The organism is Micromonospora yangpuensis (assembly GCF_900091615.1).
Lineage (GTDB): Bacteria > Actinomycetota > Actinomycetes > Mycobacteriales > Micromonosporaceae > Micromonospora > Micromonospora yangpuensis.
Genome location: NZ_FMIA01000002.1, coordinates 1,493,766 through 1,517,812, shown reverse-complemented (window position 1 = coordinate 1,517,812; position 24,047 = coordinate 1,493,766). Strand labels below are relative to the sequence as shown.

Annotated in this window: 23 protein-coding genes; 8 read left to right on the top strand and 15 right to left on the bottom strand. The window is 73.0% G+C overall.

Annotated features, from left to right (window positions below; translation table 11 throughout):
- Positions 1 to 50 precede the first annotated feature (50 nt).
- The 4 genes from GA0070617_RS07110 to GA0070617_RS30430 all read right to left on the bottom strand — a co-directional run bounded on the left by GA0070617_RS07110 (position 51) and on the right by GA0070617_RS30430 (position 3,967).
- Positions 51 to 1,835, bottom strand: a complete 1,785-nt coding sequence (locus GA0070617_RS07110) for a glycoside hydrolase family 15 protein (protein WP_091435101.1) — start codon at positions 1,833 to 1,835, stop codon at positions 51 to 53.
- A 39-nt stretch (positions 1,836 to 1,874) separates the two neighbouring features.
- Positions 1,875 to 2,267 carry a cupin domain-containing protein gene (locus GA0070617_RS07105; RefSeq protein ID WP_091435099.1) on the bottom strand — a complete coding sequence of 131 codons (393 nt, stop codon included), beginning with the start codon at positions 2,265 to 2,267 and terminating at the stop codon, positions 1,875 to 1,877.
- Positions 2,268 to 2,477: 210 nt separating this feature from the next.
- Positions 2,478 to 3,359, bottom strand: coding sequence for a hypothetical protein (locus tag GA0070617_RS07100; protein WP_139135598.1), 882 nt, complete (start codon positions 3,357 to 3,359; stop codon positions 2,478 to 2,480).
- Positions 3,360 to 3,412: 53 nt separating this feature from the next.
- Entirely contained in the window at positions 3,413 to 3,967 is a 555-nt protein-coding gene (locus GA0070617_RS30430) for a septum formation initiator (RefSeq protein ID WP_175440458.1), read from the bottom strand.
- Between the two features lie 102 nt (positions 3,968 to 4,069).
- Between GA0070617_RS30430 and GA0070617_RS07085 the strand changes: the two genes are divergently transcribed.
- The 3 genes from GA0070617_RS07085 to GA0070617_RS07075 all read left to right on the top strand — a co-directional run bounded on the left by GA0070617_RS07085 (position 4,070) and on the right by GA0070617_RS07075 (position 6,730).
- A complete protein-coding gene (locus GA0070617_RS07085) occupies positions 4,070 to 4,765 on the top strand; it encodes a response regulator transcription factor (protein ID WP_091435092.1) in 696 nt (231 codons plus the stop codon).
- Entirely contained in the window at positions 4,762 to 6,078 is a 1,317-nt protein-coding gene (locus tag GA0070617_RS07080) for a sensor histidine kinase (protein ID WP_091435089.1), read from the top strand. Before GA0070617_RS07085 ends, GA0070617_RS07080 begins: the two co-directional genes overlap by 4 nt.
- 91 nt (positions 6,079 to 6,169) lie before the next feature.
- Positions 6,170 to 6,730, top strand: coding sequence for a PepSY domain-containing protein (locus GA0070617_RS07075; RefSeq protein ID WP_244891676.1), 561 nt, complete (start codon positions 6,170 to 6,172; stop codon positions 6,728 to 6,730).
- 81 nt (positions 6,731 to 6,811) lie between these two features.
- Here GA0070617_RS07075 and GA0070617_RS07070 read toward each other — a convergent pair whose 3' ends face one another.
- Together GA0070617_RS07070 and GA0070617_RS07065 are read right to left on the bottom strand one after the other, a co-directional pair.
- Positions 6,812 to 7,699: a sulfotransferase domain-containing protein gene (locus tag GA0070617_RS07070; protein WP_091435084.1), complete on the bottom strand. Its 888-nt coding sequence runs from the start codon at positions 7,697 to 7,699 to the stop codon at positions 6,812 to 6,814.
- A 163-nt stretch (positions 7,700 to 7,862) separates the two neighbouring features.
- Positions 7,863 to 8,144, bottom strand: coding sequence for an adhesin (locus GA0070617_RS07065; RefSeq protein WP_091435081.1), 282 nt, complete (start codon positions 8,142 to 8,144; stop codon positions 7,863 to 7,865).
- A gap of 171 nt (positions 8,145 to 8,315) precedes the next feature.
- Here GA0070617_RS07065 and GA0070617_RS07060 point away from each other — a divergent pair, with 171 nt between their 5' ends.
- Positions 8,316 to 9,026, top strand: a complete 711-nt coding sequence (locus GA0070617_RS07060; protein WP_091435079.1) for an MIP/aquaporin family protein — start codon at positions 8,316 to 8,318, stop codon at positions 9,024 to 9,026.
- A 23-nt stretch (positions 9,027 to 9,049) separates the two neighbouring features.
- Here GA0070617_RS07060 and GA0070617_RS07055 read toward each other — a convergent pair whose 3' ends face one another.
- A complete protein-coding gene (locus tag GA0070617_RS07055; protein ID WP_091446035.1) occupies positions 9,050 to 9,355 on the bottom strand; it encodes a hypothetical protein in 306 nt (101 codons plus the stop codon).
- Between the two features lie 128 nt (positions 9,356 to 9,483).
- Positions 9,484 to 10,443, bottom strand: a complete 960-nt coding sequence (locus tag GA0070617_RS07050) for a hypothetical protein (protein ID WP_229688113.1) — start codon at positions 10,441 to 10,443, stop codon at positions 9,484 to 9,486.
- A 352-nt stretch (positions 10,444 to 10,795) separates the two neighbouring features.
- On the opposite strand from GA0070617_RS07050, the gene GA0070617_RS07045 reads away from it, so the two are divergent.
- Positions 10,796 to 13,576 carry a tetratricopeptide repeat protein gene (locus tag GA0070617_RS07045; protein ID WP_139135596.1) on the top strand — a complete coding sequence of 927 codons (2,781 nt, stop codon included), beginning with the start codon at positions 10,796 to 10,798 and terminating at the stop codon, positions 13,574 to 13,576.
- Positions 13,577 to 13,601: 25 nt separating this feature from the next.
- Here the strand turns inward: GA0070617_RS07045 and GA0070617_RS07040 are convergent, their stop codons facing one another.
- Complete coding sequence (locus GA0070617_RS07040; RefSeq protein WP_091435075.1) at positions 13,602 to 14,210, bottom strand: pentapeptide repeat-containing protein; 609 nt, start codon at positions 14,208 to 14,210, stop codon at positions 13,602 to 13,604.
- Between the two features lie 83 nt (positions 14,211 to 14,293).
- Between GA0070617_RS07040 and GA0070617_RS07035 the strand changes: the two genes are divergently transcribed.
- From GA0070617_RS07035 to GA0070617_RS07025, 3 genes are all read left to right on the top strand, one after another.
- The gene (locus GA0070617_RS07035; RefSeq protein ID WP_091435073.1) at positions 14,294 to 15,526 is read left to right on the top strand and encodes a serine hydrolase domain-containing protein; all 1,233 of its coding nucleotides are present in this window, start codon (positions 14,294 to 14,296) and stop codon (positions 15,524 to 15,526) included.
- Between the two features lie 109 nt (positions 15,527 to 15,635).
- Positions 15,636 to 16,277, top strand: a complete 642-nt coding sequence (locus tag GA0070617_RS07030) for an NAD(P)-dependent oxidoreductase (RefSeq protein ID WP_091435071.1) — start codon at positions 15,636 to 15,638, stop codon at positions 16,275 to 16,277.
- A 125-nt stretch (positions 16,278 to 16,402) separates the two neighbouring features.
- Positions 16,403 to 17,830, top strand: coding sequence for a M28 family peptidase (locus tag GA0070617_RS07025; protein WP_229688114.1), 1,428 nt, complete (start codon positions 16,403 to 16,405; stop codon positions 17,828 to 17,830).
- A gap of 136 nt (positions 17,831 to 17,966) precedes the next feature.
- On the opposite strand, the gene GA0070617_RS07020 is transcribed toward GA0070617_RS07025, so the two are convergent.
- From GA0070617_RS07020 to GA0070617_RS06995, 6 genes are all read right to left on the bottom strand, one after another.
- On the bottom strand, positions 17,967 to 18,431 hold the full coding sequence (locus GA0070617_RS07020; RefSeq protein WP_091435067.1) for a PPOX class F420-dependent oxidoreductase: 465 nt from the start codon (positions 18,429 to 18,431) through the stop codon (positions 17,967 to 17,969).
- A 63-nt stretch (positions 18,432 to 18,494) separates the two neighbouring features.
- The gene (locus tag GA0070617_RS07015) at positions 18,495 to 19,151 is read right to left on the bottom strand and encodes a DUF6642 family protein (RefSeq protein ID WP_091435065.1); all 657 of its coding nucleotides are present in this window, start codon (positions 19,149 to 19,151) and stop codon (positions 18,495 to 18,497) included.
- Positions 19,152 to 19,443: 292 nt separating this feature from the next.
- Positions 19,444 to 20,208, bottom strand: a complete 765-nt coding sequence (locus GA0070617_RS31370; protein WP_229688115.1) for a ribosomal eL19 family protein — start codon at positions 20,206 to 20,208, stop codon at positions 19,444 to 19,446.
- A gap of 82 nt (positions 20,209 to 20,290) precedes the next feature.
- A complete protein-coding gene (locus GA0070617_RS07005; RefSeq protein WP_229688116.1) occupies positions 20,291 to 21,610 on the bottom strand; it encodes an ATP-binding protein in 1,320 nt (439 codons plus the stop codon).
- 234 nt (positions 21,611 to 21,844) lie between these two features.
- Entirely contained in the window at positions 21,845 to 22,717 is an 873-nt protein-coding gene (locus GA0070617_RS07000; protein WP_091435058.1) for a response regulator, read from the bottom strand.
- The gene (locus GA0070617_RS06995; protein ID WP_091435055.1) at positions 22,705 to 23,952 is read right to left on the bottom strand and encodes a sensor histidine kinase; all 1,248 of its coding nucleotides are present in this window, start codon (positions 23,950 to 23,952) and stop codon (positions 22,705 to 22,707) included. Before GA0070617_RS06995 ends, GA0070617_RS07000 begins: the two co-directional genes overlap by 13 nt.
- Between the last annotated feature and the right edge of the window lie 95 nt (positions 23,953 to 24,047).

Here is a 24,047-nt window from a genome sequence, read left to right as displayed (position 1 = left end):
CTACCCTCGATCGCCAGGTCCATCCCCACCCGGTGCGCCACCGACGGTCCTCAGGCCGTCCCCGGCTCGGTCAGCCGCCACGCCGCGCTGATCAGACCGATGTGGGACAGCGCCTGCGGGGTGTTGCCGAGCTGCGCGCCGGTGACCGGGTCGACCTGCTCACTGAGCAGACCGACGTCGTTGACGTGGGTGACCGCCCGCTCGAACAACGCCCGCCCCCGCTCCGGCTCCCCGGCCAGCACCAGGCACTCGACCAGCCAGAAGGAGCAGACCAGGAACCCGGCCGGATCGGTGGGCCAGCGCCGGACCAGCCCGTCGCCGGCACCCAGCTCCCGCTCCACCGCCGCGATCGTGGCCCGCATCCGCGGATCGTCGGCGGGCAGGAAACCCACCAACGGCAACAGCAGGGCCGAGGCGTCCAGGTCCATCGAGCCGAACCACCCGGTGTACGCGCCGACCCGGTCGTGGAAACCCTCCCGCAGCACGGTCGCCCGGATCTCGTCGCGGATCGCCGCCCAGCGCACCGGGTCGGCCCGCCCGCCCAACCGGGGCGCCAGCCGCACCGCCCGGTCCAACGCCACCCAGCAGAAGACCTTCGACGACAGGTGGTGCCGCGGCGCACCCCGGGTCTCCCACATCCCCTGGTCCGGCAGCCGCCAGGTCGCGGCCACCTGCTCGGCCAGCCCGACGACCATCTCCCGCAGCTCGGTGTCGAAGGTCTCGCCGAGGTAGTCGTGGAACCGCCACACCGCCAGGACGACCTCACCGGGCACGTCGAGCTGCCGCTGCCGCCAGGCGGCGTTGCCGATGCGCACCGGTCGGCTGTCGGCGTACCCGCGCAGGTGCCCGCAGTCGTACTCGGTGAGGTCACGCTCGCCCTCCAGCCCGAAGAGCACCGGCACCGGGCCGGCACCGACCCGACCGATGGAACGGGCCGCCCAGGCGAAGAGGCGGTCCGCCTCCTCGGGACAGGCCGCCACCCAGAACGCCCGCATCGTGCCCGCGAAGTCACGAAGCCAGCAGTAGCGGTAGTCGTAGTTGAGGTCCCCGCCGATCCGCTCCGGCAGCGAGGTGGTCGACGCCGCGGCGACCGCGCCGCTGGGGGCGTACGTCAGGCCGGTCAGCACCGTGGCGCTGTGCCGGACCAGGTCGGCGTAGTGGCCGTCGTACCGGTGGGTCTCCCGGAAGGCCTCCCAGGCGGCCGTGGTGTCGGCCAGCGCCGCCACCGGATCGAGCCTGGTCGGGGGCGGGCCGTAGGTCGGGGCGTACGCCAGGTCGAAGGCGACCACCTCGCCCGCCGCGACGGTGAAGTCCTGCCGGATCCGGTCGCCGGTCACCCGCAGCGGGCCGGCACCGCCGCGCAGCGCCAGGGTGACCGGACCGGCGGCGGCCAGCACCGATCCGTCCGGCTGCTCGTGCAGGTACGGGGTGAGCAGCCCGTACTCCGGTCGGGGCGCGAGATCCAGCCGCATCGGGACCCGACCGGCCAGTCCCTCGACGACCCGCAGCAGCACCGCCGGGGAGTTGCGGCCCAACTCGTGCCCCCGGGCACCCGGCTCGGCGGCCAACGCGTCGGTGACCGCCACCCGGCCCTGCGCGGTGTGGTGGACGGTACGCAGCACCAGCGTGCCGGGGCGGTACGCCCGCTCGACCCGGCTGGCGACCGTCGGCGCGAGCCGCCAGTGCCCGGCGTCGGCGTCCAGGAGCCGGCTGAGGACCGCAGGCCCGTCGAACCGGCCGGGGCACCACCAGTCGACCGAGCCGTCCCGGCTGACCAGGGCCCCCGACCGGCAGTCGGAGAGGAACCCGTAGTCGGCGATCGGCGGCTGCTGCACCCGCCCCGGGTACCCAGCCCCGGGGCGGGTTCACCCGCTTCAGGAGGTGGGCGGCTCGTCCTCGCCGGCCTCCTCGGCCTTGTCGGCCTCCTCCTTGGTCCGGTGCACCGCCTGGTCGGCGTGCTCCGGCGGGCCGTACACGGTGTAGAGGACCAGCGGGTTCGGCCCGGTGTTGACGAAGTTGTGCTTGGTGCCGGCCGGCACCACCACCAGGTCGCCCTGGGCGACCTCCTTCTTCGCCCGGCCGACCCTGGCCTCGCCGGTGCCGCTGACGAAGGTCAGGATCTGGTCGATGCCCTCGTGGACCTCCTCGCCGATCTCCCCACCCGGGGGGATCGTCATGATCACCAGCTGGGTCTTCTCCCCGGTCCAGAGCACCCGCCGGAAGTCCGGGCTCTTCTCGGCGACGGTCGCGATAGTGAAATGTTCCATGCCGCGCTCATACCCGCTTCAGAACCGGTCCACGCCGGGAATCGCAGATGGTGGAAGGTCGCGTGGATTCGGGGTTTGAATCCGCACGGAGCGGGGATCGAGACTGCCGACCGGCATCACGGTGCCGGTCGAGCCAGGTCCCCGCCGACGTACCGCCGTTGGGCTGCGCAGGTGGGAGACGGCCGGAGCGCGGCGACGTTACGACCCGGGTCACGAGCCAGGTCTAACGCCGCCGTGCGCCCGTTTCCGGGCCAGGACGACCCGCCGGCAACCGACCAGGAGCGCCGCCGCCGCGACCAGCTGAGCGAACGACAGCACCGCCGGAGGCACGGCAAGCGAGGTGAACTCGGGCATCAGGGACAACAGCGAGCCGTGCTCGGGCATCAGGAACACCTCCTCCGGCCCGTCCCCACCGCCGCTGCGGCCACGTCGGCCCACCTGCCACGCACCGCCCAGCAGGGTGAGGGCGAGCAGCGCCGTGCCCACCGCCAGGGTGCGCGCCCCGACCCGCACCAGGATGGTCAGGCCCAGCCCCAGGAGCACCCCGGCCAGCAGCACCGGCGGCAGGGCCGTGCCGAGGAAACCACCCACCGTCCAGTTCTCCCACGCGGACCACCGGTAGGTCAGGTCGTAGTAGCAACCGGCAACGAACCCCCCGGCGAGCACCGCCGCGAGAATCCGGTCCACCCGGTTCGGCGAACCATCGTGGGCCCCGGGCAGCGCGCGGACCAGGACCGCCACGGCGACGCAGCCGACCACGCCGGGCACCAGGAACCACCACCGCTCGGCCCAGGCCGGCTGCAACGGGCCGAGCGGCGTGTACCCGACGAAGCCGTACCCACCGGCCTCGCCGTTCCACTCGGCCACGAAGTGACGCAGGTAGGCGACGGCCGCCGGGACGGCCAGGCCCAGCGGCACGGCCAGCAGCGCCAGCCGCACCGGCCAGCTCGCCGGAGCACCCGCCACCAGCGCCACCCCGGCCAGGGCGACCCAGGCGAGCACCTCGGCCGAGGGCAGCAGCGGCGACGTGGTGAGCACGCCGACCAGGTGGACGGCCGACAGCACGCCGGCGACGAGAAGAAGGACTGTCAACCAGTGACGGGAACGCATCGCAGGAGAGTGCCACAGTGGACCGACATCGGCGGTCAGTCGTCGTCGGGGGCGACCACCGGCTCGGTGCCGGCGCAGCGCAGGGTCAGTTCGTGTTCTCCGTCGGGGCCGCTGAAGGTCACCTCGACGTCGTCGTCCGGCCCCTGCTCGACGTCGCTTACCCGGTAGCCCTGGGCCGGGGCCCAGGAGACCAGCCGTACCTCGCCGGCGCGGCACTCGGCGACCGCCGAGCCGCCGGTCACCGAGAAGACCCGACGAATGCCGGCGGGGGTCACCGACGGTGCGGGGGTGGCCGTGGCCGGTTCGCCCGGCCCGGCGGTGCCCGGCCCTGCGGTGCCCGGTGCGGTGGTGCCCGGTGCGGTGGTGCCCGGTCCTGCGGTGGTGCCCGGTGCGGTGGTGCCCGGCGGAACGGCCGGGGCGGACGGCGGCGGGGAGGCCAGTGACCGCTCGATCTGCTCCTGGCTGAGCACCCCGCCCGGGGTACCGGTGATGCCCTCACCTACCAGCCGGATCGCGCCCAGCCCGATGCCGGTGGCCACGACGGCGGTCGCCAGCCACCCGAGTACGGCGAGGAGAGTGCGACGGCGCATGCACCGACTATCCCCGACGCGAGGTTGCCGCCGGGCTGGCCCGGCGATAAGAGAGGGTTAAGGACGGCGGTCCGGGCCGCTCGGCCGGCTAGCCTGCCACCTGTGGCCCGCCTGCTGCTCGTCGAGGACGACCTGACCATCCGTACCCCGCTGGTCCGCGCGTTACGGGAACGCGGCCACGCGGTGGCCGCCACCTCCACCGCCATGGACGGGCTGCGCTCGGCCCTCGACGACCGGCCCGACCTGGTCGTGCTCGACCTCGGCCTGCCCGACCTGGACGGCCGGGAGCTGCTACGGATGCTGCGGGCGGTCAGCGCGGTACCGGTGATCGTGGCCACTGCCCGGGACGACGAGACGGAGATCGTCCGGGTGCTCGACGCGGGCGCCGACGACTACCTGGTCAAGCCGTTCACCGCCGCCCAGCTCGACGCCCGGGTACGGGCGGTGCTGCGCCGGGGCCCGGCCGCCGCCGACACCGAGGACCCGACCATCGCGCTCGGCGGGCTGCGCATCGACCCCCGCTCCCGGCAGGTGACCCTGGACGGCGCCGTCGTCGAGCTGACCCCGCGCGAGTTCGACCTCCTGCACCACCTGGCCGGCCGGCCCGGTCAGGTGGTCACCAAGCGGGAGCTGCTGACCGAGGTCTGGCAGATCCCGTACGGCGGCGCGGACAAGACCGTCGACGTCCACCTGTCCTGGTTGCGGCGCAAACTCGGGGAGAACGCCCAGCAGCCGCGCTACCTGCACACCGTCCGGGGCGTCGGGGTGCGGCTGGCCGACCCGGAGGCGGACCGGTGAGGGGCCGGCTGGCCCTGCTCGCGGCGGCGGTGAGCGTCCTGGTGCTGGCTGCCTTCCTGGTGCCGCTGGCCCTGCTGGTGCGCGACGTCACCGCCGACCGGGCGACGGTCCGGGCCACCGCCGACGCGCAGGGGCTGGTGACGGTGGTCGGTACGGCCGACACCGACACCATCCGGTTGACCGTGGAGCAGCTCGTCGCCGAGTCCGGCCGGGCGGTAAGCGTCTTCCTGCCCGACGGTACGGTCCTCGGTGCGCCCGCGCCGCGTACCCCGGCGGTGGCCCTGGCCGGTCGGGGGCAGAGCCTCACCGCGGAGTTCGACGGTGGCCGCGAGGTGGTCATCGCGGTGCAGGGCCGGCCGGACGGCACCGGTGTCATCCGGACCGTGGTGCCCGCCGGTGAGCTGACCGCCGGCGTGACCCGGTCCTGGCTGGTGCTCGCCCTGCTGGGGTCGGTGCTGGTGCTGGTCGCGCTGGCCGTCGCCGACCGGCTGGCCCGTACCCTGGTGCGCTCGATCACCGACCTGTCCACGGTGTCGCACCGGCTGGCCAACGCCGAACTCGACGCCCGGGTGGCCCCGGCCGGGCCGGCCGAGCTGCGCGAGGTGGCCGGGGCGCTCAACCATCTGGCCGGCCGGATCCAGGTGCTGCTGCGCGAGGAACGCGAGCAGGTCGCCGACCTGTCGCACCGGTTGCGTACCCCGCTCACCGCGTTGCGCCTGGAGGCCGAGTCGCTGCGTGACCCGCAGGACACCGCCCGGGTCACCGCCGCCGTCGACGGCCTGGAACGGGCGGTCACCGGCCTGATCCGGCAGGCCCGCTGGCGTACCCCGACCGCCGAGGTGGCGGCCTGCGACGCGGCGGCGGTGGTGGCCGACCGGGTGGCCTTCTGGTCGGTGCTGGCCGAGGACACCGGCCGCGCGGTCACCCTGGACCTGGCCGAGGGGCCACTGCCGGTGGGAGTGCCCGCCGACGAGCTGGCGGCGGCGGTGGACGCGCTGCTCGGCAACGTCTTCGCGCACACCCCGGACGGCACCCCGTTCACGGTGCGGCTCAGCTCCACGCCGGGCCAGGTGCTGCTGACCGTCGCCGACGAGGGGCCGGGGATGCCGGCCGGCACCGTGCGCCGGGGGGCCAGCCACGGCGGCTCGACCGGTCTCGGCCTGGACATCGTCCGGCAGGCAGCCCAGGCCAGCGGTGGATCGCTGGAGGTGGGCAACGCCCGGCCCGACGGTGGGGCCCGGGTGGTGCTGCGACTCGGCCCGCCTCGCGACGCCGCCGACGCACCCCCGACGGGCGACCCCGGCCGGTCTTAACCCGGCCTTAGCAGTCGGACAGCGCGCCGCTATCCGCCCGGGACGGATCCTTTCTCCAGCAACCGAGGAAAGGATCGACACGATGAAGCGCATGGCTCTGGTACTGGCCGCGGTCGGCGGAACGGCCGTGCTGACGGTCACCGGCGTGGCCCTCGGCGGGATCGCCGCCGGTGAGACGCAGCGGACCACCGGCACCACCCTGGTCGCCGCCCCCACCCCGGACGACGCGACGACCGCCCCGGCCGCCCCGGCCGACCCCACGACCGTCCCGGCCGACCCCACGTCGGCCCCGGCCGTCCCGCCGACCGGCGGCAGCGCCGACCCGACCGCCACCACCCCGGCACCCACGGGTACCGGCTCGACCGGCGCGCCCGCCGGGGCCGCCGAGATCAGCCGCGAGCGGGCCGGCGAGATCGCCCTGGCTGCCGCCGGCGGGGGCCGGATCACCGAGACCGAGTCCGAGCGGGAGAACGGCCGCCCGGTCTGGAGCGTGGAGATCGTCAACGGCGACACCGAGCACGAGATCGACGTGGACCGGGAGAACGGCTCGGTGGTCAAGGCCGAGAAGGAGCCGGTCGACGACGACCGGGACCACGACCGGGACGACGATCGGGACGACGATGACGACGACGACGACCGGGACGACGACTGATCAGTCTTCCCCTGCCGGAGGGCCCCACCGCGACCGCGGTGGGGCCCTCCGTCGGTCAACCGTCCGCGCCGCCGTGGCGGTTCAGCGGTGCAGCCAGGCAGTCAGGTCCGGCGGTGCGAGGCCCGCGACCCGGGCCCGGTAGCGGGCGAGGGCGGCGTCGTCGAGCAGGGCCTGCCCCTGGCCGGACCCACCGTGCCGGAAGAAGGCGTCCCGGCTCCTGAGTATCCCGACCGGGTCCGGGGCGAGCCGGTCGGCCCGCTCGCGCATCCGGGTGAAGGTCGCCGCCTCGACCAGCGCGGGCCACTGCTCGTCGGGTACGACGAGGCCCAGCCGGTCGGCCAGCCGGCGCATCTGCCCGGGCAGGTCGGCCAGCAGGTCGGCGTAGTGCACCAGGACCACGTTGGGCTGGCCGCGCCGTTGCCAGGCGTCGCCGAGATGCCACAGCACCCCGGGCAGCGAGTCCAACTCGGTACGGGGATCGGGCTGTCGGTCGATCCACTCCGCCAACCAGTCGCCGACCGGTGTGGCGGCGCGCGGCGGCCCGGCCGGTGCCGGTTCCCCCGTCAGCTCGCGCAGCCGCTGCCGGTTCAGGTTGCCCGTCTGGTGGTACAGCGAGACCGCCAGGTCGAGCGGGTGCCGGCCGACCACCACGTAGGTCACCCGGGGATCGAGCGGCAACCCGTCCAGTGGGGTGTGGGTCTTGACGAACCGCCGGTGCCGCTGCGCGGCCAGCCGGGCGAAGACCTCCCCGGTCGGCTCGACCAGCCAGTCCAGCCAGGGCGAGAGCCGCGACAACGGTGCCGGCAACTCCGGGGTACGCAGCACCAGCAGCGCGCAGATCATCTGCAGCCAGGTCGTCCCGCTCTTGGAACGGGTGCTGATCACGATGTCGCCGTCCCGGAACGGGAAGTCGAGCCATCGGGCGCTGTCCTCGTCCGGCGAGCGGTAGCGGAAGGGCGCGGCAGACATCCGGCGATGCTACGGCGAGCGGGTGGCGACAGCACAGCGATTTCGGCCCGGCGCGGTGGGTGACCCAGCCTCGCCTGGCTCAGGGCCGGGTGGGCCGACCCGGCCGGTCAGGTCCGGTCCGGCCGGCCCACCCGACCCGGGCGAGCGTTGCGGAAAGAGGCGGTCAGCCGCGCTCGGCGAAGCCGAACTGCACCACGCCGTCGTCGTCCACGACGGCGTCGACCGAGGTGTCGTTGAGCAGCTCGGCGGCGTCGGAGTCGAGGAAGATCCGGGCACCGGAGCTGTCCACCACCTGGTCACCCCGCACCGGCTCCGGCACCAGCTCGATGGTGAGCGACCCGGCCTCGGCGTCGGCGGCGATCCGCAGTCCACCGTCCGCACTGACGTCCTGCTGGGCGGCGAGGTCACGGATCACGAGCACGGCGTTGTCGGTCATGGTCAGCATGTGGAGACTCCTCATGGCTTCTCGGGTCGGTCACGTACCCAGGCCGGTACAGCGGCCCGCGCACGGGTCTTACCCCGGCGAGTCGGCCTTATCCATGCAAAGCAGACCAGGGCCACCGCATCTAACGGCCATTTGCCATATTTAGCCGCGATATGTTCATAAGCTGAGGGCATGGACGATGCCCGACGGTACGTCGCCGAGTTCATCGGCACCCTGCTGCTGGTCTTCTTCGGGGTCGGCAGCGCGATAGCGGCCCGGGTACAGGGCGGCGTGGTGGTGGTCGCCCTCGCCTTCGGGTTCATCATTCTCGCGCTGGTCTACACGATCGGGCCGCTCTCCGGCAGTCACGTCAACCCGGCGGTCACCCTCGGAGTGCTGCTCTCCGGCAAGATCTCCGCGATCGGGGCGGTGGCCTACTGGATCGCCCAGTTCGCCGGGGCCACGGTGGCCGCGTTCTTCCTCTGGGGGTTGACCCGGTGGGGCGGGGTGGTGGACCAGACCGGGGCACTCGGCACCACCGGGTACGGCGCGAGCATCAACCGGGGCGGCGCGATGCTGCTGGAGGTCGTCCTGACCTTCCTGTTCGTGCTGGTCGTCCTGGTGGTGACCAGCAGGGCGGAGCACGCCGGCTTCGCCGGCCTGGCGATCGGCCTGGCCCTCGCCGCGGTCAACCTGGTAGGCATCACCCTGGACGGCGCGTCGGTGAACCCGGCCCGGTCCTTCGGGCCAGCGGTCTTCGAAGGTGGCACGGCGCTGCGGCAGCTCTGGCTGTTCATCGTCTTCCCGCTGCTCGGCGGGGCGCTGGCCGCCCTGGTGGCGCCGCTTGTCATCCACCGCAACCCGCACCACTGGGGCGGACCGGAGAAGCCGGCCCGGTCCTGACCCACCGTCGGCCCGCCGCCGCCTCAGGCGCCGGGCGGCAGGGCGGGCGGCACCGGCGCGGCCGGGTCACCCCGCTCGATCAGGGCGTCGATCGCCGCCGGGGGCAGTCCGCGCAGCGCCAGCACCCGCCGCCCCCACCGGTGCAACCGGCACGGAAAGGGATTGGCGTCGTTGCGGCAGACCGTCCCGCCCGACCAGCGCCGCGGCGCGTGCACCACCACCGCCCGGACGGCGAACTGCGCGTCCTCACCCGTGACGTACGGCGGTAACGGGATCTCCCGCAGGACATCACCGGCGGGCTGGGCGGAACGGACGGCACTGCGACTCATCAGGGGTTCCTCCACAGAGGATGGTCGAATCGGACCAACCGAAAGTACGCCTATGCGTACCCGCAGTGACGGACAAACTGTCCCGCCCCGTCCGGCCCGGCACCCCGGCGGGGGTGCCCGGCGGCAGCTCAGCGCAGGGCTGCCGCCTGGAGGCTGACGCTGCCGCACTCGGGGTTGAACGCGCGTTCGGCGACCCAGGAGAGCGTCAGCCGCTGCCCGGCCGGCGCCCGGAACCGGACGTCGAACGCGGCGGTGTGCTCGGTGTGCGGATCCTCGAAGGCGACGGTGGCGGTGGTGCCGTCGGCCAGCCGGGCCGCCAGCTGACCCCGCGCCATCCACACCCCGACGAAGAGCCGCACGGTACGGACCTCGCCGTCGCCCGCCACGGCGAGGGTGAACCCGTTACCGGCCCCGCAGGTGTGCACCCCGTTGGACGTGCCGCTCTGGTCGGCCATCTCGGCCCCGTCCCGCCAGACGAACCGCTCCGGGTTGGTGTCGTGCCCCGCGCGGTCACCCCGACCACCGGCGTCGACCAGGGACGGCGGCACCGCCCGCTTGCGTACCGTGGACTCCGCGCCGCGCGCCCCCCAGTGGATCCAGTCCCGCGCCCCGGCGTCGGTCAGGTCGACGATGGCCGGCACCTCCACCCGGGAGATCGCCAACACCGGTTTCTGCGCCGCGGGCGCGACGGCGGCGCTCGCGGGAGCGCTGGGGGTGGCGCTGGGCGTCGGGTCCGGGGCGGGCCGGGCCCGGGGGTTAAGGCCGGGTGAGACCACGGCGGGCTCGACGGCGGCGGGTCGGCCGGCGGAGGCCGGGCGTTCCACCCCGAGCGCGTCCTCGGGGCCCGCCGGCCGGGTCTCCGGCTCCGGGCCCGCCTCCCGACCGAGGTACGCGACCAGCCCGACCAGGCACACCACCACGGTCAGCCCCTCGACCGCCCACAGCCGACGCTGCCGACTCCGAGCCGTCCGCCGCTCGGCGCTCCGGGTCGACCGGGACGTGGACCGGCGGGCACCACCTGTCGATGGAGCCGCCCGCCGTCCGGCACCCCCGGTCGACCTGGTCCGGCCCTGGTCCGTCTCCGCCAACCCGACCTCCACTCACCGCCAGTTGCGTCCCGGCCAATCTGGAACAGCCTGCCCGGAGTGTGTGCGCTCCCACGTTTTCATCGGATCGACCCAGACGCCAGAGGAAACCGAACGATTTTGTCACTGATCGGTCATCGGTTCGTCGTCGGGGGCCGCGAAACCAGGAAGCGCGTCGGCCACTTTCACGTCCCGCCAGGCCGGCTGCCGATAGCCTGAAACCGCAGCTCAGAAGCGTTTTCACAGCGAGCCGGGAGGGGGCATGTCGAACCCGTACCGACGATCGGTCTGCGCGCTGGACCGGCCGGCTTCCTGGGACGAGCGCTCTCCCCAGCGGCCCGTGCAAGGGGCTACCGTGCCGGCTCAACTGCCGTTGCCCCAGGTAGCGGAGTCAGGCACCCTCGCCGTGCTCCTCTCGCTGGCCCTGTTTGTTGGCCTCACCACCCTCGGCCGCACGCGGATGCTGCCGGTTCCGGATCAGACCCGGTGGTGGCAGCCGGGCGGCGTGGTCGCGGAGAGTCTGCTGCGCGGCACGGCGGGCACGCTCTTCGGTGGCGGCACCCCGGCCTGGCAGCGGCTCGGGTTGGCCCTGGTCGCCCTGTTCTGCTTCCTCGCCTGGCGGCGGTACGCCCGGAACATGATGGTGTACCGGCCCGGCCCGATCGACGTACGGGAGTTCGAGATCGGCTTCCTGCCCGGCGAGGAGCCCGACCGGGCCGGCCGCACCCGCGACGCGGTGGGCGGCGCTGCGGCCGACGGTGGTGACGCGGCGGTGGACGGTAGCTGTGAGGCCCTCAGGGGACGGGGGACCTACCTGCGGAGCCGGTTCTGCCGGCAGCTCGCCGAGACCGGGGTGTACCCGCCGTACGCCGGGCCATCCAACCCGCCACCGCAGGGCTTCTTCGACGTCCTCGCCGACAACCAGAACCAGTCCAACCTGCCGATCTTCGTCACCACCAGCCTCGCCCGCCTCTGGCCGACCCGGGGCTTCCAGGTCAAGGGGACCCTGCAGGTCCGCCGGCAGGAGCCCCGTTACGGCCTGTCGGTCACGGTCACCTCGTTCGCCGGGCCCGGCGGCAGCGCCAGCGCGACCACCACCGAGTGGGGCAGGAGCTGGGAGGACGCCACCTGCCGGGCCGCGTACTGGGCGATGGCGAAGATCCTGCCGGCGACCCGACTGGCCGACACCGCACCGTGGCGTAGCTGGCGCGGGCGGGACATGCCGGCGGAGCTCTTCGAGACCTACAGCGAGGCGAAGAAGCGGCACGACGACCGGAAGCTGGACGAGGCACTCTTCTTCTACCGGGAGGCGCTGCGGCTCGACCCGTTCAACATCGACATCCGGCTGATGGTGGCCAGCGTGCAGGAGGACATGGGCCTCTTCCTCGACGCCCTGCAGACCTACCAGGGCGCGCTGGCCGTCGTCGAGCTGGACGGCAGGTACACCGGTGCGCTGTGGAGCCGGAAACGGGACCGCTGGCGGCACTGGGTGCGCTACACCTGGTCGACCGTGCGCCTGGTGCGCCGGCATCCCGAGTGGTTGAAGCTGCGCTTCCAGTACGCCCGGGCCCTCGGCTTCTCCGAGCGGGTGGTGACCGAACTCTTCACGAAGGAGCCGATCGGCACCCGCCGGAGACACGTCCGTGACCAGACCCGGGAACGGCTCTGTGCCGCGCTGGCCGAGCGGTACTGGCCGGCGGTGCTCTCCTGCGCCAACCCGCCCGACCACGACCAGGCCAAGAGCGAGGTCCGGCAACGACTCAGCACCCCCGAGGGTGCCCGGCTGCTGCTGCGGCTCGCCGCCTGGCAGGAGTTCCAACGGCTCTACGAGGACCTGCCGGTTGCCCTGCTGGTACCCGGCGCCGGTCGGGACGCAACCCGGCGACAGGTCCGGCTGATGCGCGACGTCTGGATCCCGCTGAGAGTGGCGGAGTCGCTGAGGAACGATCGCGGCGCGGCGGCGGTGCAGGCCATCGCCCGGGACCAACTGGACGCCGTCGGTTGCCTCAGCACCTGGTGGATCGGATGGCGACGGCTACGCGCCCGGCAGGGCCTGGCGGTCGGCTGGCCGACCGACCCCGACCTGCTGGAGCAGGCGGTACGCCGCGCCCAGCGCCGGTGGAATCCGCTGGTCCGGCTCCGCTATCTCGACTACTACGGGGCGGCGGTGTGTTACGCCCACGCTCTCTGCGGCCACCCCAAGTGGACCTACCGACGGTCGGATCAGGAACGCGGTATCTGCCTACCGGAAACCCAGCCGGGTGCGGAGGCCGAGGCGTTGACCTTCCTGGCGGTGCAGAACCTGCGGGCCAGCCTGATCGGCACGCAGAGCGGGACGGCCGGGCGGCTGGCCGTGCAGTCCGACACCAACTCCGGGGTCGCCTCCCGGCTACGCACCTGGATCGCCAGCAGCGACCCGGACCTGGAGCGGCTGCGCAACGAGCCGCAGTTCCGCTTCTTCCAACAGGACGTCTACCAGCCGATGAAGCCGATCACTCTGCTCCCGGAGGACGTCACCGAGGTACGGATCGTCGCGTACACGAAGAAACTGCTCTGTGAAGGGGCCCGCCTGCTGGAACGCAAGTGGCACCAACGACGCTTCGACGGCCCGCCGACGTTCCTGCACGAGGTGCTGGGCTGGATCCGGGTGGATGCCGAGACCTGGACGGTGGTGGCGGAGCTGGTGCAGGACCGGGCCCGGTTCTGGGAACACCGGGCCCGGTTTTCCCGCGCGGTCACCGAGGCGGTCGAGCTGATCCGCACCGCCGACCACCATTTCCCGCCCCCGGTGCCGCCCTACGAGGACCTGGTACTGCCCAGGGTGGAACGGATCCCCGACGACGAGCCGGATCCCACCCGGAAGGTCGACCGACTGGTCCGGGAATGGGTCGAAGAGATCGACTACCGGCTGAAGGTGCTGGGTTCACTGCTGGCCGAGTCGGCGATCCGGGTGTCTGACGCCAGTGACAAGTTGACCCGCACCGCGGACGTCGAGGACCGACGCTTCGAGCCGAAGTACTTCGCCGCGCTCTGCATGGAACGCGCCCAGTTGTGGCAGCAGGTGATCGAGATTCTGGACGGCACCGACCTGGCGATCGAAAGCATCGTGCCGGAGGAGGAGCAGACCGAACCCTGAACCCGTACCCGTTCGGGGCGGCTGCTCAGCGGAGCTCGAAGCCGAGGGCCTGGGCCAGCAGCACCGCCTGGTTCACGTCGATGAGCGCGCCGGCCCGGCGTACCGTCGTCGGGTCGAGGCCGGTCAGGTCGCTGCCGCGCAGGTCCGCCCCGGTCAGCTGGCTGCCCTGCAACTGGGCGGCGGAGAGGTCGACCCGGGTGACGGTGGCGCCGGTCAGGTCCGCGCCGGTCAGGTCGACCTCGCGCATCCGTACCCCGGTGAGGGTCACCCCGCGCAGGTCCGCCCGGGGCAGGGCGACGAAGGACCAGTCCCCGCCGTCGACCCGCAACGGCCGCAGGTCGCACTGCTCGAAGGTGCTGCCGACCAGCTTGCAGCCGGTGAACTCGGCCTCGAACAGGTTGCACCGGACGAAGGCGCAGCGGGTGAAGGCCGAGTCGGTGTGCCGGGAGGCGTTGAACCGTACCGCCCCGAAGACGCACTCGGTGAAGGTCGCGCCCCGGGTGACCGCCTCGGTCAGGTCGACCGAGTGGAACTCGCAGCGGGTGAAGTGCCGGTCCACCAGCTCCTCGGCGTACCAGTCGTCGTGCCGGAAGGTGACCCCCTCGGTCGGGCCCTCCCCGGATGGTTGCGGCATCCGCCGAGCCTAGCCAGGCCCACCGACACCGGTGGCGCGGAGGACACTTCCGGGTCGGACGTACCGGCTAGTAGGTTCGACAGGTGAGCGTGACACGGACGACCGACCCGGACCTGATCGGCTTCGACCCCGCCCGGCTGGCGCGGATCGACGAGCACTTCGGCAGGTACGTCGACGACGGGCGGCTCCCCGGCTGGCAGATCGTGGTCACCCGGCGCGGCGAGATCGCGCACAGCTCGACGTACGGGATGCGCGACGTCGAGGCGGGTGCGCCGGTGGGCGCGGACACCCTCTGGCGGATCTACTCGATGACCAAGCCGATCACCTCGGTGGCGGCGATGATGCTCTGGGAGTCCGGCCGGTTCGAGCTGACCGACGAGATCAGCCGCTGGCTGCCCGAGTTCGCCGACATGCGGGTCTACTCCAAGGGGTCGGTGCTCAAGCCGTACACGGTGCCGGCGACCGAGCCGATCCGGGCCTGGCACCTGCTCACCCACACCGCCGGGCTGACGTACGGCTTCATGCAGACCTCGGTGGTCGACGGCCTGTACCGGGCGGCCGGCTACGACCTGCTGCCGCCGCCCGGGGTCGACCTGGCCGGGGCCTGCGCCGTGTTCGGCGAGTTCCCGCTGCTCTTCCAGCCCGGTACGGCCTGGGGCTACTCGGTCGCCACCGACGTGCTCGGCCGGCTGGTCGAGGTGGTCTCCGGGCAGAGCCTCGACGCGTTCTTCACCGACCGGATCTTCGGCCCGCTGGGCATGACCGACACCCACTGGTGGGTCCAGGAGTCCGACGCCGAACGGCTGGCCGCGCTCTACGTACCGGATCCGGCCACCGGTCGGGCGGTGCGCCACGAGCGGTTCGGCGCGGCGGTCCGGCAGCAGCCGGTGCTGCTCTCCGGCGGTGCCGGCCTGGTCAGCACCGCCGCCGACTACCACCGCTTCACCCAGCTGCTGCTGCGCGGCGGCGAGCTGGACGGGGTACGCCTGCTCGGGCCGCGCACGGTCCGCTTCATGACCCGCAACCACCTGCCGGGCGGGCGGGACCTGGCCGCGCTCTCCGTCGGCGGTTTCGCCGAGAGCAACTTCGAGGGGGTCGGCTTCGGGCTCGGATTCGCCGTCCTGGAGGACCCGGTACGCAGCCTGCTGCCCAGCAGTGCCGGCGAGTACCACTGGGGCGGGGTGGCCAGCACGGCGTTCCTCGTCGACCCGGCCGAGGAGCTCACCGCGCTGCTCTTCACCCAGCTGATGCCCTCCAGCACCTGGCCGCTCCGCGCCCAACTGCGGCAACTGATCTACTCCGCCCTGATCGACTGAGCCGGTGCTGTTCCGGCCCGGTCGACTGAGCCGGTGACCTTCCGGCCTGATCGACTGAGCCGGCGGCGTTCCGGCGACGACCGGCGTGGTGGCTCCCTAGCCTGAGGGCATGAGCGACATCGTGGTGTTCGGTGCCGGTGGCACCGCCGGGTCGAGGATCACCGCCGAGGCGGTCCGCCGGGGGCACCGGGTGACCGCCGCGGTACGCCGCCCGGAGGCCGTCTCCTACCTGCCGGCCGGGGTACGGGTGGTCACCGGTGACGCCACCAGCGCGCGCAGCGTACGCGAACTTGCGCCGGAGGCCGACGTGCTGGTGGTGGCGGTCGGCGGCGGGGAACGAGGGTTGTGGTTGGACGCCGCCCGGACGCTTGTCGAGGTGCTCCGTGAGCTGCCGGATCCGCCGCGGATCATCCATGTCGGAGGCGGGTCGACCCTGCTCGACCCGGACGGGCGGCGGTTCCTCGACGATCCGGAGTTTCCCGACGAGTACCGCGAGTCGGCGCGGGGTCAGGCCGACGCGCTGGACTTCTACCGGGCCGGTGCCGACGGGGTGACCTGGACCTACGTCTCGCCGCCGCCGTTGGAGTTCCACCCCGGCGCGCGCACCGGTCGTTACCGGACCGGCACCGACCAGCCGGTGGTCGACGCCGCGGGTCGCTCGGTGCTCAGCTACGAGGATCTGGCGGTGGCGATCCTCGACGAGATCGAGAAACCCGCCTTCACCAACCGGCGTTTCACCGCCGCGTACTGAGCTGACCTGCGAAACTGACTCACAACCGATCTTGAGAAGGGAGCATAGGCGAGATAGGTTCGGTCGCATGTGACCCGGGCCACCGCATGACGGTGCCGGGTCCAGCCCCCGAACCAGGAGGACCCTTGACCACACCGGACGGTCAGCTCAGCACCTCTTCCCCCGCCCCCCTCAACCGCCGCCGCGTACTGGCCGTCGCCCTCGGTGGCGCCGCCGCCACCGTCGCGCTGCCGCTGCCCGCCTGGGCCGCCGACGACCAGCGCCCCGGTGCGGTGAACCTGCCCACCCTGACCCCGGAGGACCGTCGGATCGTCCGGCAGGCCTCGGCGAAGCGGGCGGTCAACGACCTCTTCACGCTCAGCGAGAAGATCGGTCCCCGGATCGGTGGGACCGCCTCGGAGCGGAGGGCCGCCGACTTCATCGCCCGCACCCTCGACCGGATGGGCTACGACACGACCCTCCAGCCGTTCCCGGTGGCGGACAAGTTCCTTGCCGAGCTGAGCTCCCCCACCCGCCTGCCCTGGGACCTCTGCTGGCAGGCCGGGGCCTCCCCGCAGGCGGCCCTGGACACCAAGGCCCGGGGCCAGGTCATCGACGTCGGCGCGGGCGCACCGGAGAACTACCCGGCCGACGCCGCCGGGCGGATCGTCCTCGTCGACTACGTCGCCGCCCAGCGGGAGCAGCTGGTGGCCACCGCCGTCGCCAAGGGAGCCGCAGCTGTGGTCTTCCTGCCCGCCGACGCGGTCGCCCCTCGCCGGGCCTCGGCCTTCTCCCCCACCCTGCCAGGCTCGGCCAGCACGCCGGTGCCGATTCCGGTGGTCGGCGTCGCCCAGGCGCAGAAGCACCGGCTCCGCGAGCTGGTCGCCGCCCAGCGGCTGGTCCTGGTGATCAACACCACCGCGCACCGGAACCTGATCTCGAACAACGTGATCGGCGAGCGGGTCGGCTCCTCCGGCGCGAACGGTCCGGTGGTGATGGTCTGCGCCCACTACGACACGGTCATCGGCGCGCCCGGCGCCAACGACGACGGCTCCGGCACGGTCCTGGCGCTGGAGCTGGCCCGGGTGCTCAAGAACGTGCCGCTGGAGGCGACCATCCGGTTCGCCCTCTGGGGCTCCGAGGAGCAGGGCCTGATCGGCTCCCGGTACTACGTCCGGCAGCTGCCGCAGACCGAGCGGGACCGCTTCCTGGCGGTCTACAACAACGACATGGTCGCCACCAGCTGGGACCCGGCCACCCGGTACTGGCTGCTCTCCTTCGACGGGCAGGACAACCGGGCCACCAGCGAGGTCACCGCGGCGGCGAACCGGCTCGGCTACGTGCCGCAGATCTCGCCGGTCACCCAGCGGGGCTCCAGCGACCACCAGTCCTTCCAGGAGGTCGGCATCGCCAGCGCCAACTTCTCCTGGCGGGGTGAGGAGTCGCCGGCGCTGCTGGAGCCGCCGTACCACAGCCCGGAGGACACCATCGAGAAGAACATCAGCCTGGAGCGCCTGCAGGTCTCCCTGGAGCTGATCGGCGCCGCCACCTTCGCCACCGCCAAACCCGCCTGACCGGTGTAAGGAAGGGCCCCCTGTTAACGCTTTCTGTATAGCAGGGGGCCCCTCCAAACACCCCGGACCGCGAGAAGCGCCGCGCCGCGATCGGAAAGCGCCGCGACCGCGCGGGGGTGCCGCTCGCGCCGCGGACTCAGTCGGCGAGCCGGGCCGGGAAACCGCCGGTGGCGATCGGCCCCCACCCGTCGATGCTCACCCGGATCAGCGACTTGCCCTGCCGGATCATGGCCCGCCGGTACTCGTCCCAGTCCGGGTGCTCGCCGGAGATCGACCGGAAGTACTCCACCAGCGGTTCGAGGGCCTCCGGCAGGTCGAGCACCTCGGCGGTACCGTCGAGCTGCACCCACGGGCCGTTCCAGTCGTCGGAGAGCACGCAGACCGAGACCCGCGGGTCGCGACGGACGTTGCGGACCTTGGCCCGCTCCGGGTACGTGGAGATCACCAGCCGCCCCTCGGCGTCGACCCCGGCCGACACCGGTGAGGACTGCGGCCGTCCGTCGGCGCGGGTGGTCATCAGCACCACCCGGTGCCGGGTACGGACGAACTCGACAAGCGTTTCCCGGTCCGCTCGGACGTTGGTTGCGATGTGGCGTGCCATCCCACATTCCTACCAGCGCTGATCAGCCCGCCACGCACCAGCGCCGAAGCGGCGACGCGGGCGTCAGGCCCGGCGGGGCCGGGGCGCGCGGGCCGCGGCGGGCGCGGGTGCCGGTTGGGCGGGCACCCGGGGCCGGGCGGTCGGCCGCCAGGCCCGGCCGTTGGCATAGATCACCCGAAAGCCGAGGTACGACGCCAGCGGCGCCCAGTGCGCCGATCCCATCCGCAACTCGGCGGCGTTGTGCCGTTGACCGTTGGCCAGCACGTCGAGCAGCACCGTCTCGAAGGCGGCCGACTCGACCCAGTCGACCTCGCGGGTGAAGCCGCAGATCAGCGCCGCTCCGGTCACCGCCAGGAAGTCCCGCAGCGTGGCGTCCGAGGCGCGCAGCACCGAACAACTGCCGAAGTACAGCCGCCGCCCGTCACACCGGCCGGCCATCCGCTCGGCCACGTCGGCCAGCTCGACGGAGTCCCAGTCGGTCAGGCAGAGCCGGCTCGGCTCACCGTGCATGGCGAAGAACCCGACCCGGTAGTCCGCGTACTGCTTGAGCAGCCACCGGTCCAGGAAGTAGAACAGCTCGTCGCGGGTGGCCGCGTCCTTGTGGATGAACCGGATCTTGCCGAGTCGTTCGAGCAGCTCCAGGGTGGGCAGGACCGAGCCCCGTTCGTTCAGGTCGCGGTGCCACTGTCCCTCGACGCAGAACACCCCTCCGCGCGCCACGGCCCACCTCCCCCGTTCGCCGGCCCGGCGCTGAGGTTACCGGGCCGGACATCGGTGGCGACATCAGCCAGAGTGCGCCCGTTGGCGGTTTTCGGCCAGCTCACGACGCCGGCCAGCGCACGACGTCCACCGGCAGACAGCGGCGGCGCGGGGGCCGCTGCCAGCGGACAGCGGCAGCGCGGGGGCCGCCGGCACGGTCACCACCGGGTACGCCGACGCCGGCCGGGGGCGGGTTGGGGGTCCCGCCTCCGACCGGCGTCGGTCACCTCCCCAGGGCGCGGAGCCGCACCGCTCAGCTCGCCCGGGGCCAGCGCGGCGCGGTGGCGGGGGGTGCCACCGGCCGGCCGGGGACGCCGGACCGGGTCACGGGCCGCGCTGGGGTCGTGGCGGCTCGCGACCCGACCTGGCCACGCGTCTGGTACGAGGTTGGCGCCGGCCGGCCGTCCCGGCCCAGGGCGGTACCGGGCCGAGGCGGAACAGACCCGCCACGCGGCGGCACGACACCACCACGCGGGGCTGCGGACGCGCTGCGTGCCGGCACGGACCCGCCACGCGGGGGCACGGAACCGGAACGCGGGGGCATGGAGCCGGAACGCGGGGGCATGGAGCCCGTGCGCGCGGTCATCGCCCCGGGACGCGGCGGCGCGGAGCCGAGGCGTGGCGGCGCGGAGCCGGGACGCGGCGGCGCGGAGCCGGGACGCGGCGGCGGGGCCATGCCGGGGCGGGCCGGGACCGTCGAGGTACGCGCCGTCGACGGGCCGTTCACCAGGAACGGGAACGGTACGTGCACGAACGGGTTGCCGTGCCGGATCAACGCGTCGATCTGACGTTCGTTGAGCCCGTGCGTCTCCAGCACCCGCCGTCCCCAGCGGTGCAACCGGCACGGGTACGACGCGCCGTCGTTGCGGCACAGCGGTCCGGTCGGCCACTCCTCGGCGGTGTGCACCACCACCGCCCGGACCGCGAGCCGGACATCCTCGGGGGTCAGCGATGCCGGCAGCGGCACCTCACCCAGCACCTGGTCGATAGGATCCGTCGACTGCTCACCAACTCGCACGGTAGGCCTCCCGCAGCTCCGCAGCGGTGCGGCTGACGCGCCGCATCCTCGTGCACTGGTACGTCGCCGGGGTGCCGTCGGTTCAATCCCGATATCCGGCCAGCAACTCCTCCGGGGAGACACCCCGTACGCCATCGACCGTGATCCCGCTCCGGGAGACCGCAACCGGCTCGGTGTCCTCGTCGGCACCGGGCAGCAGGGACCGGTGCAGCAGCAGGCGCCCCAGGTCGTGCGCGTCGAAGGGGCGGTTCTCCAACCACTTGACCGACCCGACGAAACTCACCCGCCGGGCGACCGGCTCCCGGTCGGCACCGACGAGGTCGATCTCCGGATCATTCGTGCGGGTCCAGTAACCGCCGATCACCTCGGGGTCACCGGGCAGCAGCCCAGGTGGCAACCGACGTAACGCCTCGCGGACCACCGGCTCGATCGCCCGTCCTCGCCAGGACGTCCACGACGAGGTGATCCGGGCCAGCGTCAGGTCACCCCTGCCCCGTTCGATCTCCGCCAGGTGCGGGCCAAGGAACGACAACCAGAACCGCAGGTACGGGTCGGCGACGATGTACCTCGTCTCCCGGGACGGTCTGGTGGACAGCGGCAGGGTCGCCGAGACGATCCGCTTCTCGGTGAGCACCTTGAGGGACCGGACCAGCGATGCCTGGGGCAGCCCGCCAGCGGCACGGGAGATCGACGTGAAGCTCCGTTCTCCCGTGCCGATGGCCCGTAGCAACAGGCCGGCCTGGCTCTGTGGGGGGAACTCGGCGGCCAGGGCCCGCTCCCCACTGACCATCAGCGCCGAGGTCGGATCGGTGACGGCGGTGGCCAGGTAGTCGGTCAACGACGCTCCGGCAGGCCATTCGTCGAGGATCAGGGGCAGTCCACCGGTGACGAGGCACGCGTCGAAGGACTCGGCGGCGGGCAGAGCCAGCATCTCCCCGATCTCCGCCGGGTTCATCGGTGGCACCACCATCTCTGTGGCCCGCTGGTGGAATGGTCGGCCGTAGTCGTTGAGGGCCTCCATCATCGCCAGGTCCGAGCCGACACAGATCAACAACACCGGCCTACGGGAGAACTCCCGATCGAAGATCTTCTGCAGCGTTCCCTCGAACCCCGGGTCCGTCCCGATCAGGTACGGCATCTCGTCCAGCACGATCACGCTCGGACGGTCCACCGGCAGCGCACTGGCGAGCAGTGTCAACGCGGCGTCCCAGGTGCTGGGGCGTTGCGCGTCGAACAGCGCCGCCCCGGGCAGTGACGAGGCGGCGGCCGCCGCCACGAACAGGGCGATGTCGGCCGCAGCGGTCGGCTGAGCCGAGGCGGTGAAGAACAGGTGTGGCGTCTCCGCCCGTTCGACGAACTCCTCCACCAGGCGTGACTTGCCGACCCGGCGTCTGCCTCGCATCAGTAGCGCACGTCCGGGCCGTCCACCACGCCCCCCACGGCTGACCCGTCCCAGCATGCCGTCCAGGACAGCCAGCTCCCTGATTCGACCTACGAACCCGTCCATCCGGCCATCCCCCAACCACTGAAGCAACCATCCATGAAAGTACCAAAAATGATACAACCAAATTTGGTAGTCTTCTCGGTGCATGCAGCCGGCGGTAGACGATCGACCGAGGCCAGCCGGCCGGGCGGGTCAGGTGAGGTCGGCGTCGTGGACGAGCAGCGCCACCTGCACCCGGTTGTTCAGGTCGAGCTTGGTCAACAGCCGCGAGACGTACGCCTTCACGGTCGCCACGCTCATGTACAGCTCCGCCGAGATCTCGGCGTTGCTCTGCCCCCGACCGAGCGCCACGGCCACCTCCCGCTCCCGGGCGCTGAGCCCGTCGAGCAGCCGCAGCGCCCGCTCCCGCCGGGCAGCCGACCCACCGTCGGCCGCCGAGCCACCAACCGCCGCGCCGGAGATCGCCGAGCCACCGACCGCCGGGCCGGCGTGGGCCTGCCCGGTGGCGGTCACGTGCCGGATCAGCGTGCGGGTGACCCTCGGGGAGAGGGTCGCCTCCCCGCTGGCCACCCGGCGGATCGCCTGGACGATCTCCGCTGGCGGGGTGTCCTTGAGCAGGAACCCGCCCGCGCCGGCCCGCAACGCCCGCAGCACCTGCTCGTCGGCGTCGAAGGTGGTCAGCACCAGCACCTCGGGCGGGTCGGGCAGCGCCCGCAGCGCCTCGGTCGCGGCCAGTCCGTCGATCCGGGGCATCCGGATGTCCATCAGCACGACGTCCGGGGCGTACGCGACGACGGCGGCGGGCACCTCGTCGCCGTCGGTGGCCTCGCCGACCACCCGGACGTCCGGCACCCCGCCGAGGATCATCGACAGGCCGGCCCGGACCAGCGCGTCGTCGTCCACGATCAGCACCCGGACCACGCCCGGGTCCGCCGCGCCACCGGCAGCGCCCGCAGAGCCGGCGGCACCGGCCGAACCCGAACCGCCGGCAGCGCCCGGACCGCCGGCCGAACCGGCAACACCCGGACCGCCGGCCGGCTCGGCGGATGAGGTCAGGTCGGCCATGGGAGCCAGGCGGTCAGGTGGAAGTCGCCGGTGTCGTCGCGCCCGTGGGTCAGGCGCCCGCCGGCCAGGCTTACCCGTTCGGCGATGCCCACCAGGCCGGTGCCGGTGCCGGGGATCTCCGGGGCGACGGGGCCGCCGACCGGCCACCGGTTGCGGATCTCGATGGTCAGTCCGTCGGCCGGGCCGCCGGTCAGGGCCACGGTGGCCACCACGCCGGGCGCGTGTTTGCGGGCGTTGGTCAGCCCCTCCTGCACGATCCGGTACCCGGTGCGCCCCAGCGCCGCCGGCACCGCGGTCGGCTCGCGTACCCCGTCGGTCAGTTCGACCCGCATCCCGGCGGCCCGTGCCTCGCCGACCAGGGCCGGGACGTCGGCCAGGGTCGGCTGCGGTGGCTCCGGGGCGTCCGAGGCGGCGGTGTCGGCGCGGAGCACGCCGATCACCGCCCGCAGGTCCTCCAGGGCGGTGTGGGCGCTGGCCCGGATCACCCCGGCGGCGCGGGCGATCTCCGGCGGGGGCGCGTCGGGACGGAACTCCAACGCTCCGGCGTGCAGGCTGAGCAGGGAGATCCGGTGCGCCAGCACGTCGTGCATCTCCCGGGCGATCCGGGTGCGTTCGACCTGGCGGGCCTGGGTGACCCGGAGCTGCTGCTCGGCTTCGGCACGCTCGGCGCGGTCCCGCAAGGAGAGGATCAGCTGCCGCCGGGCCCGGACGAACATCCCCCAGGCCACCGTCGCCGCGATGAGCGAGCCGACCAGGATCACCGCCGCCAGGTCCGACAGCACCGGGTCCGGACGCAGCCGCAGCGAGACCGGGACCGCCAGCAGGTGCAGGCCGACCACCGCCGCCGCCACCGGAAACGCCCGGTGCACCACCACGGTGAAGAGCACGACCAGCAGGGCCACCCCGGCGGTGACCGAGAAGAGCCCGACCGGCAACAGGACCAGGGCGAGGGCGACCGGCCAGCGGCGGCGTACCCAGAGGGCGGCCACGGCGAGCAGGCCGGCCAGGATGTCCACCCCGACCAGCCAGGACGGGCCGGCGTTGAGCGCGAACTCGGGCTGCGCCTGCCGGGCGTCGTAGTGCGCCGCGACCAGGAAGGCGAGGGCGAGCAGGAAGAAGGTGCCGTCGACCAGCCAGTCGCGGGTGGTGCGCCGGGGTCGCCGCGCCGGCTGCCCGCCGGTGGTCAGGGCACCGGGTAGCAGCCAGGGATGATCCGGTACGACGGCGCTGGTCACCCTCCGATGCTAGGCAGCCGACGGACCCTCCGACCAGCTACCAAAGTCGAGACCTCGACGTCGACCGACGGCTACCGGGGATGGACCGTCGGCCG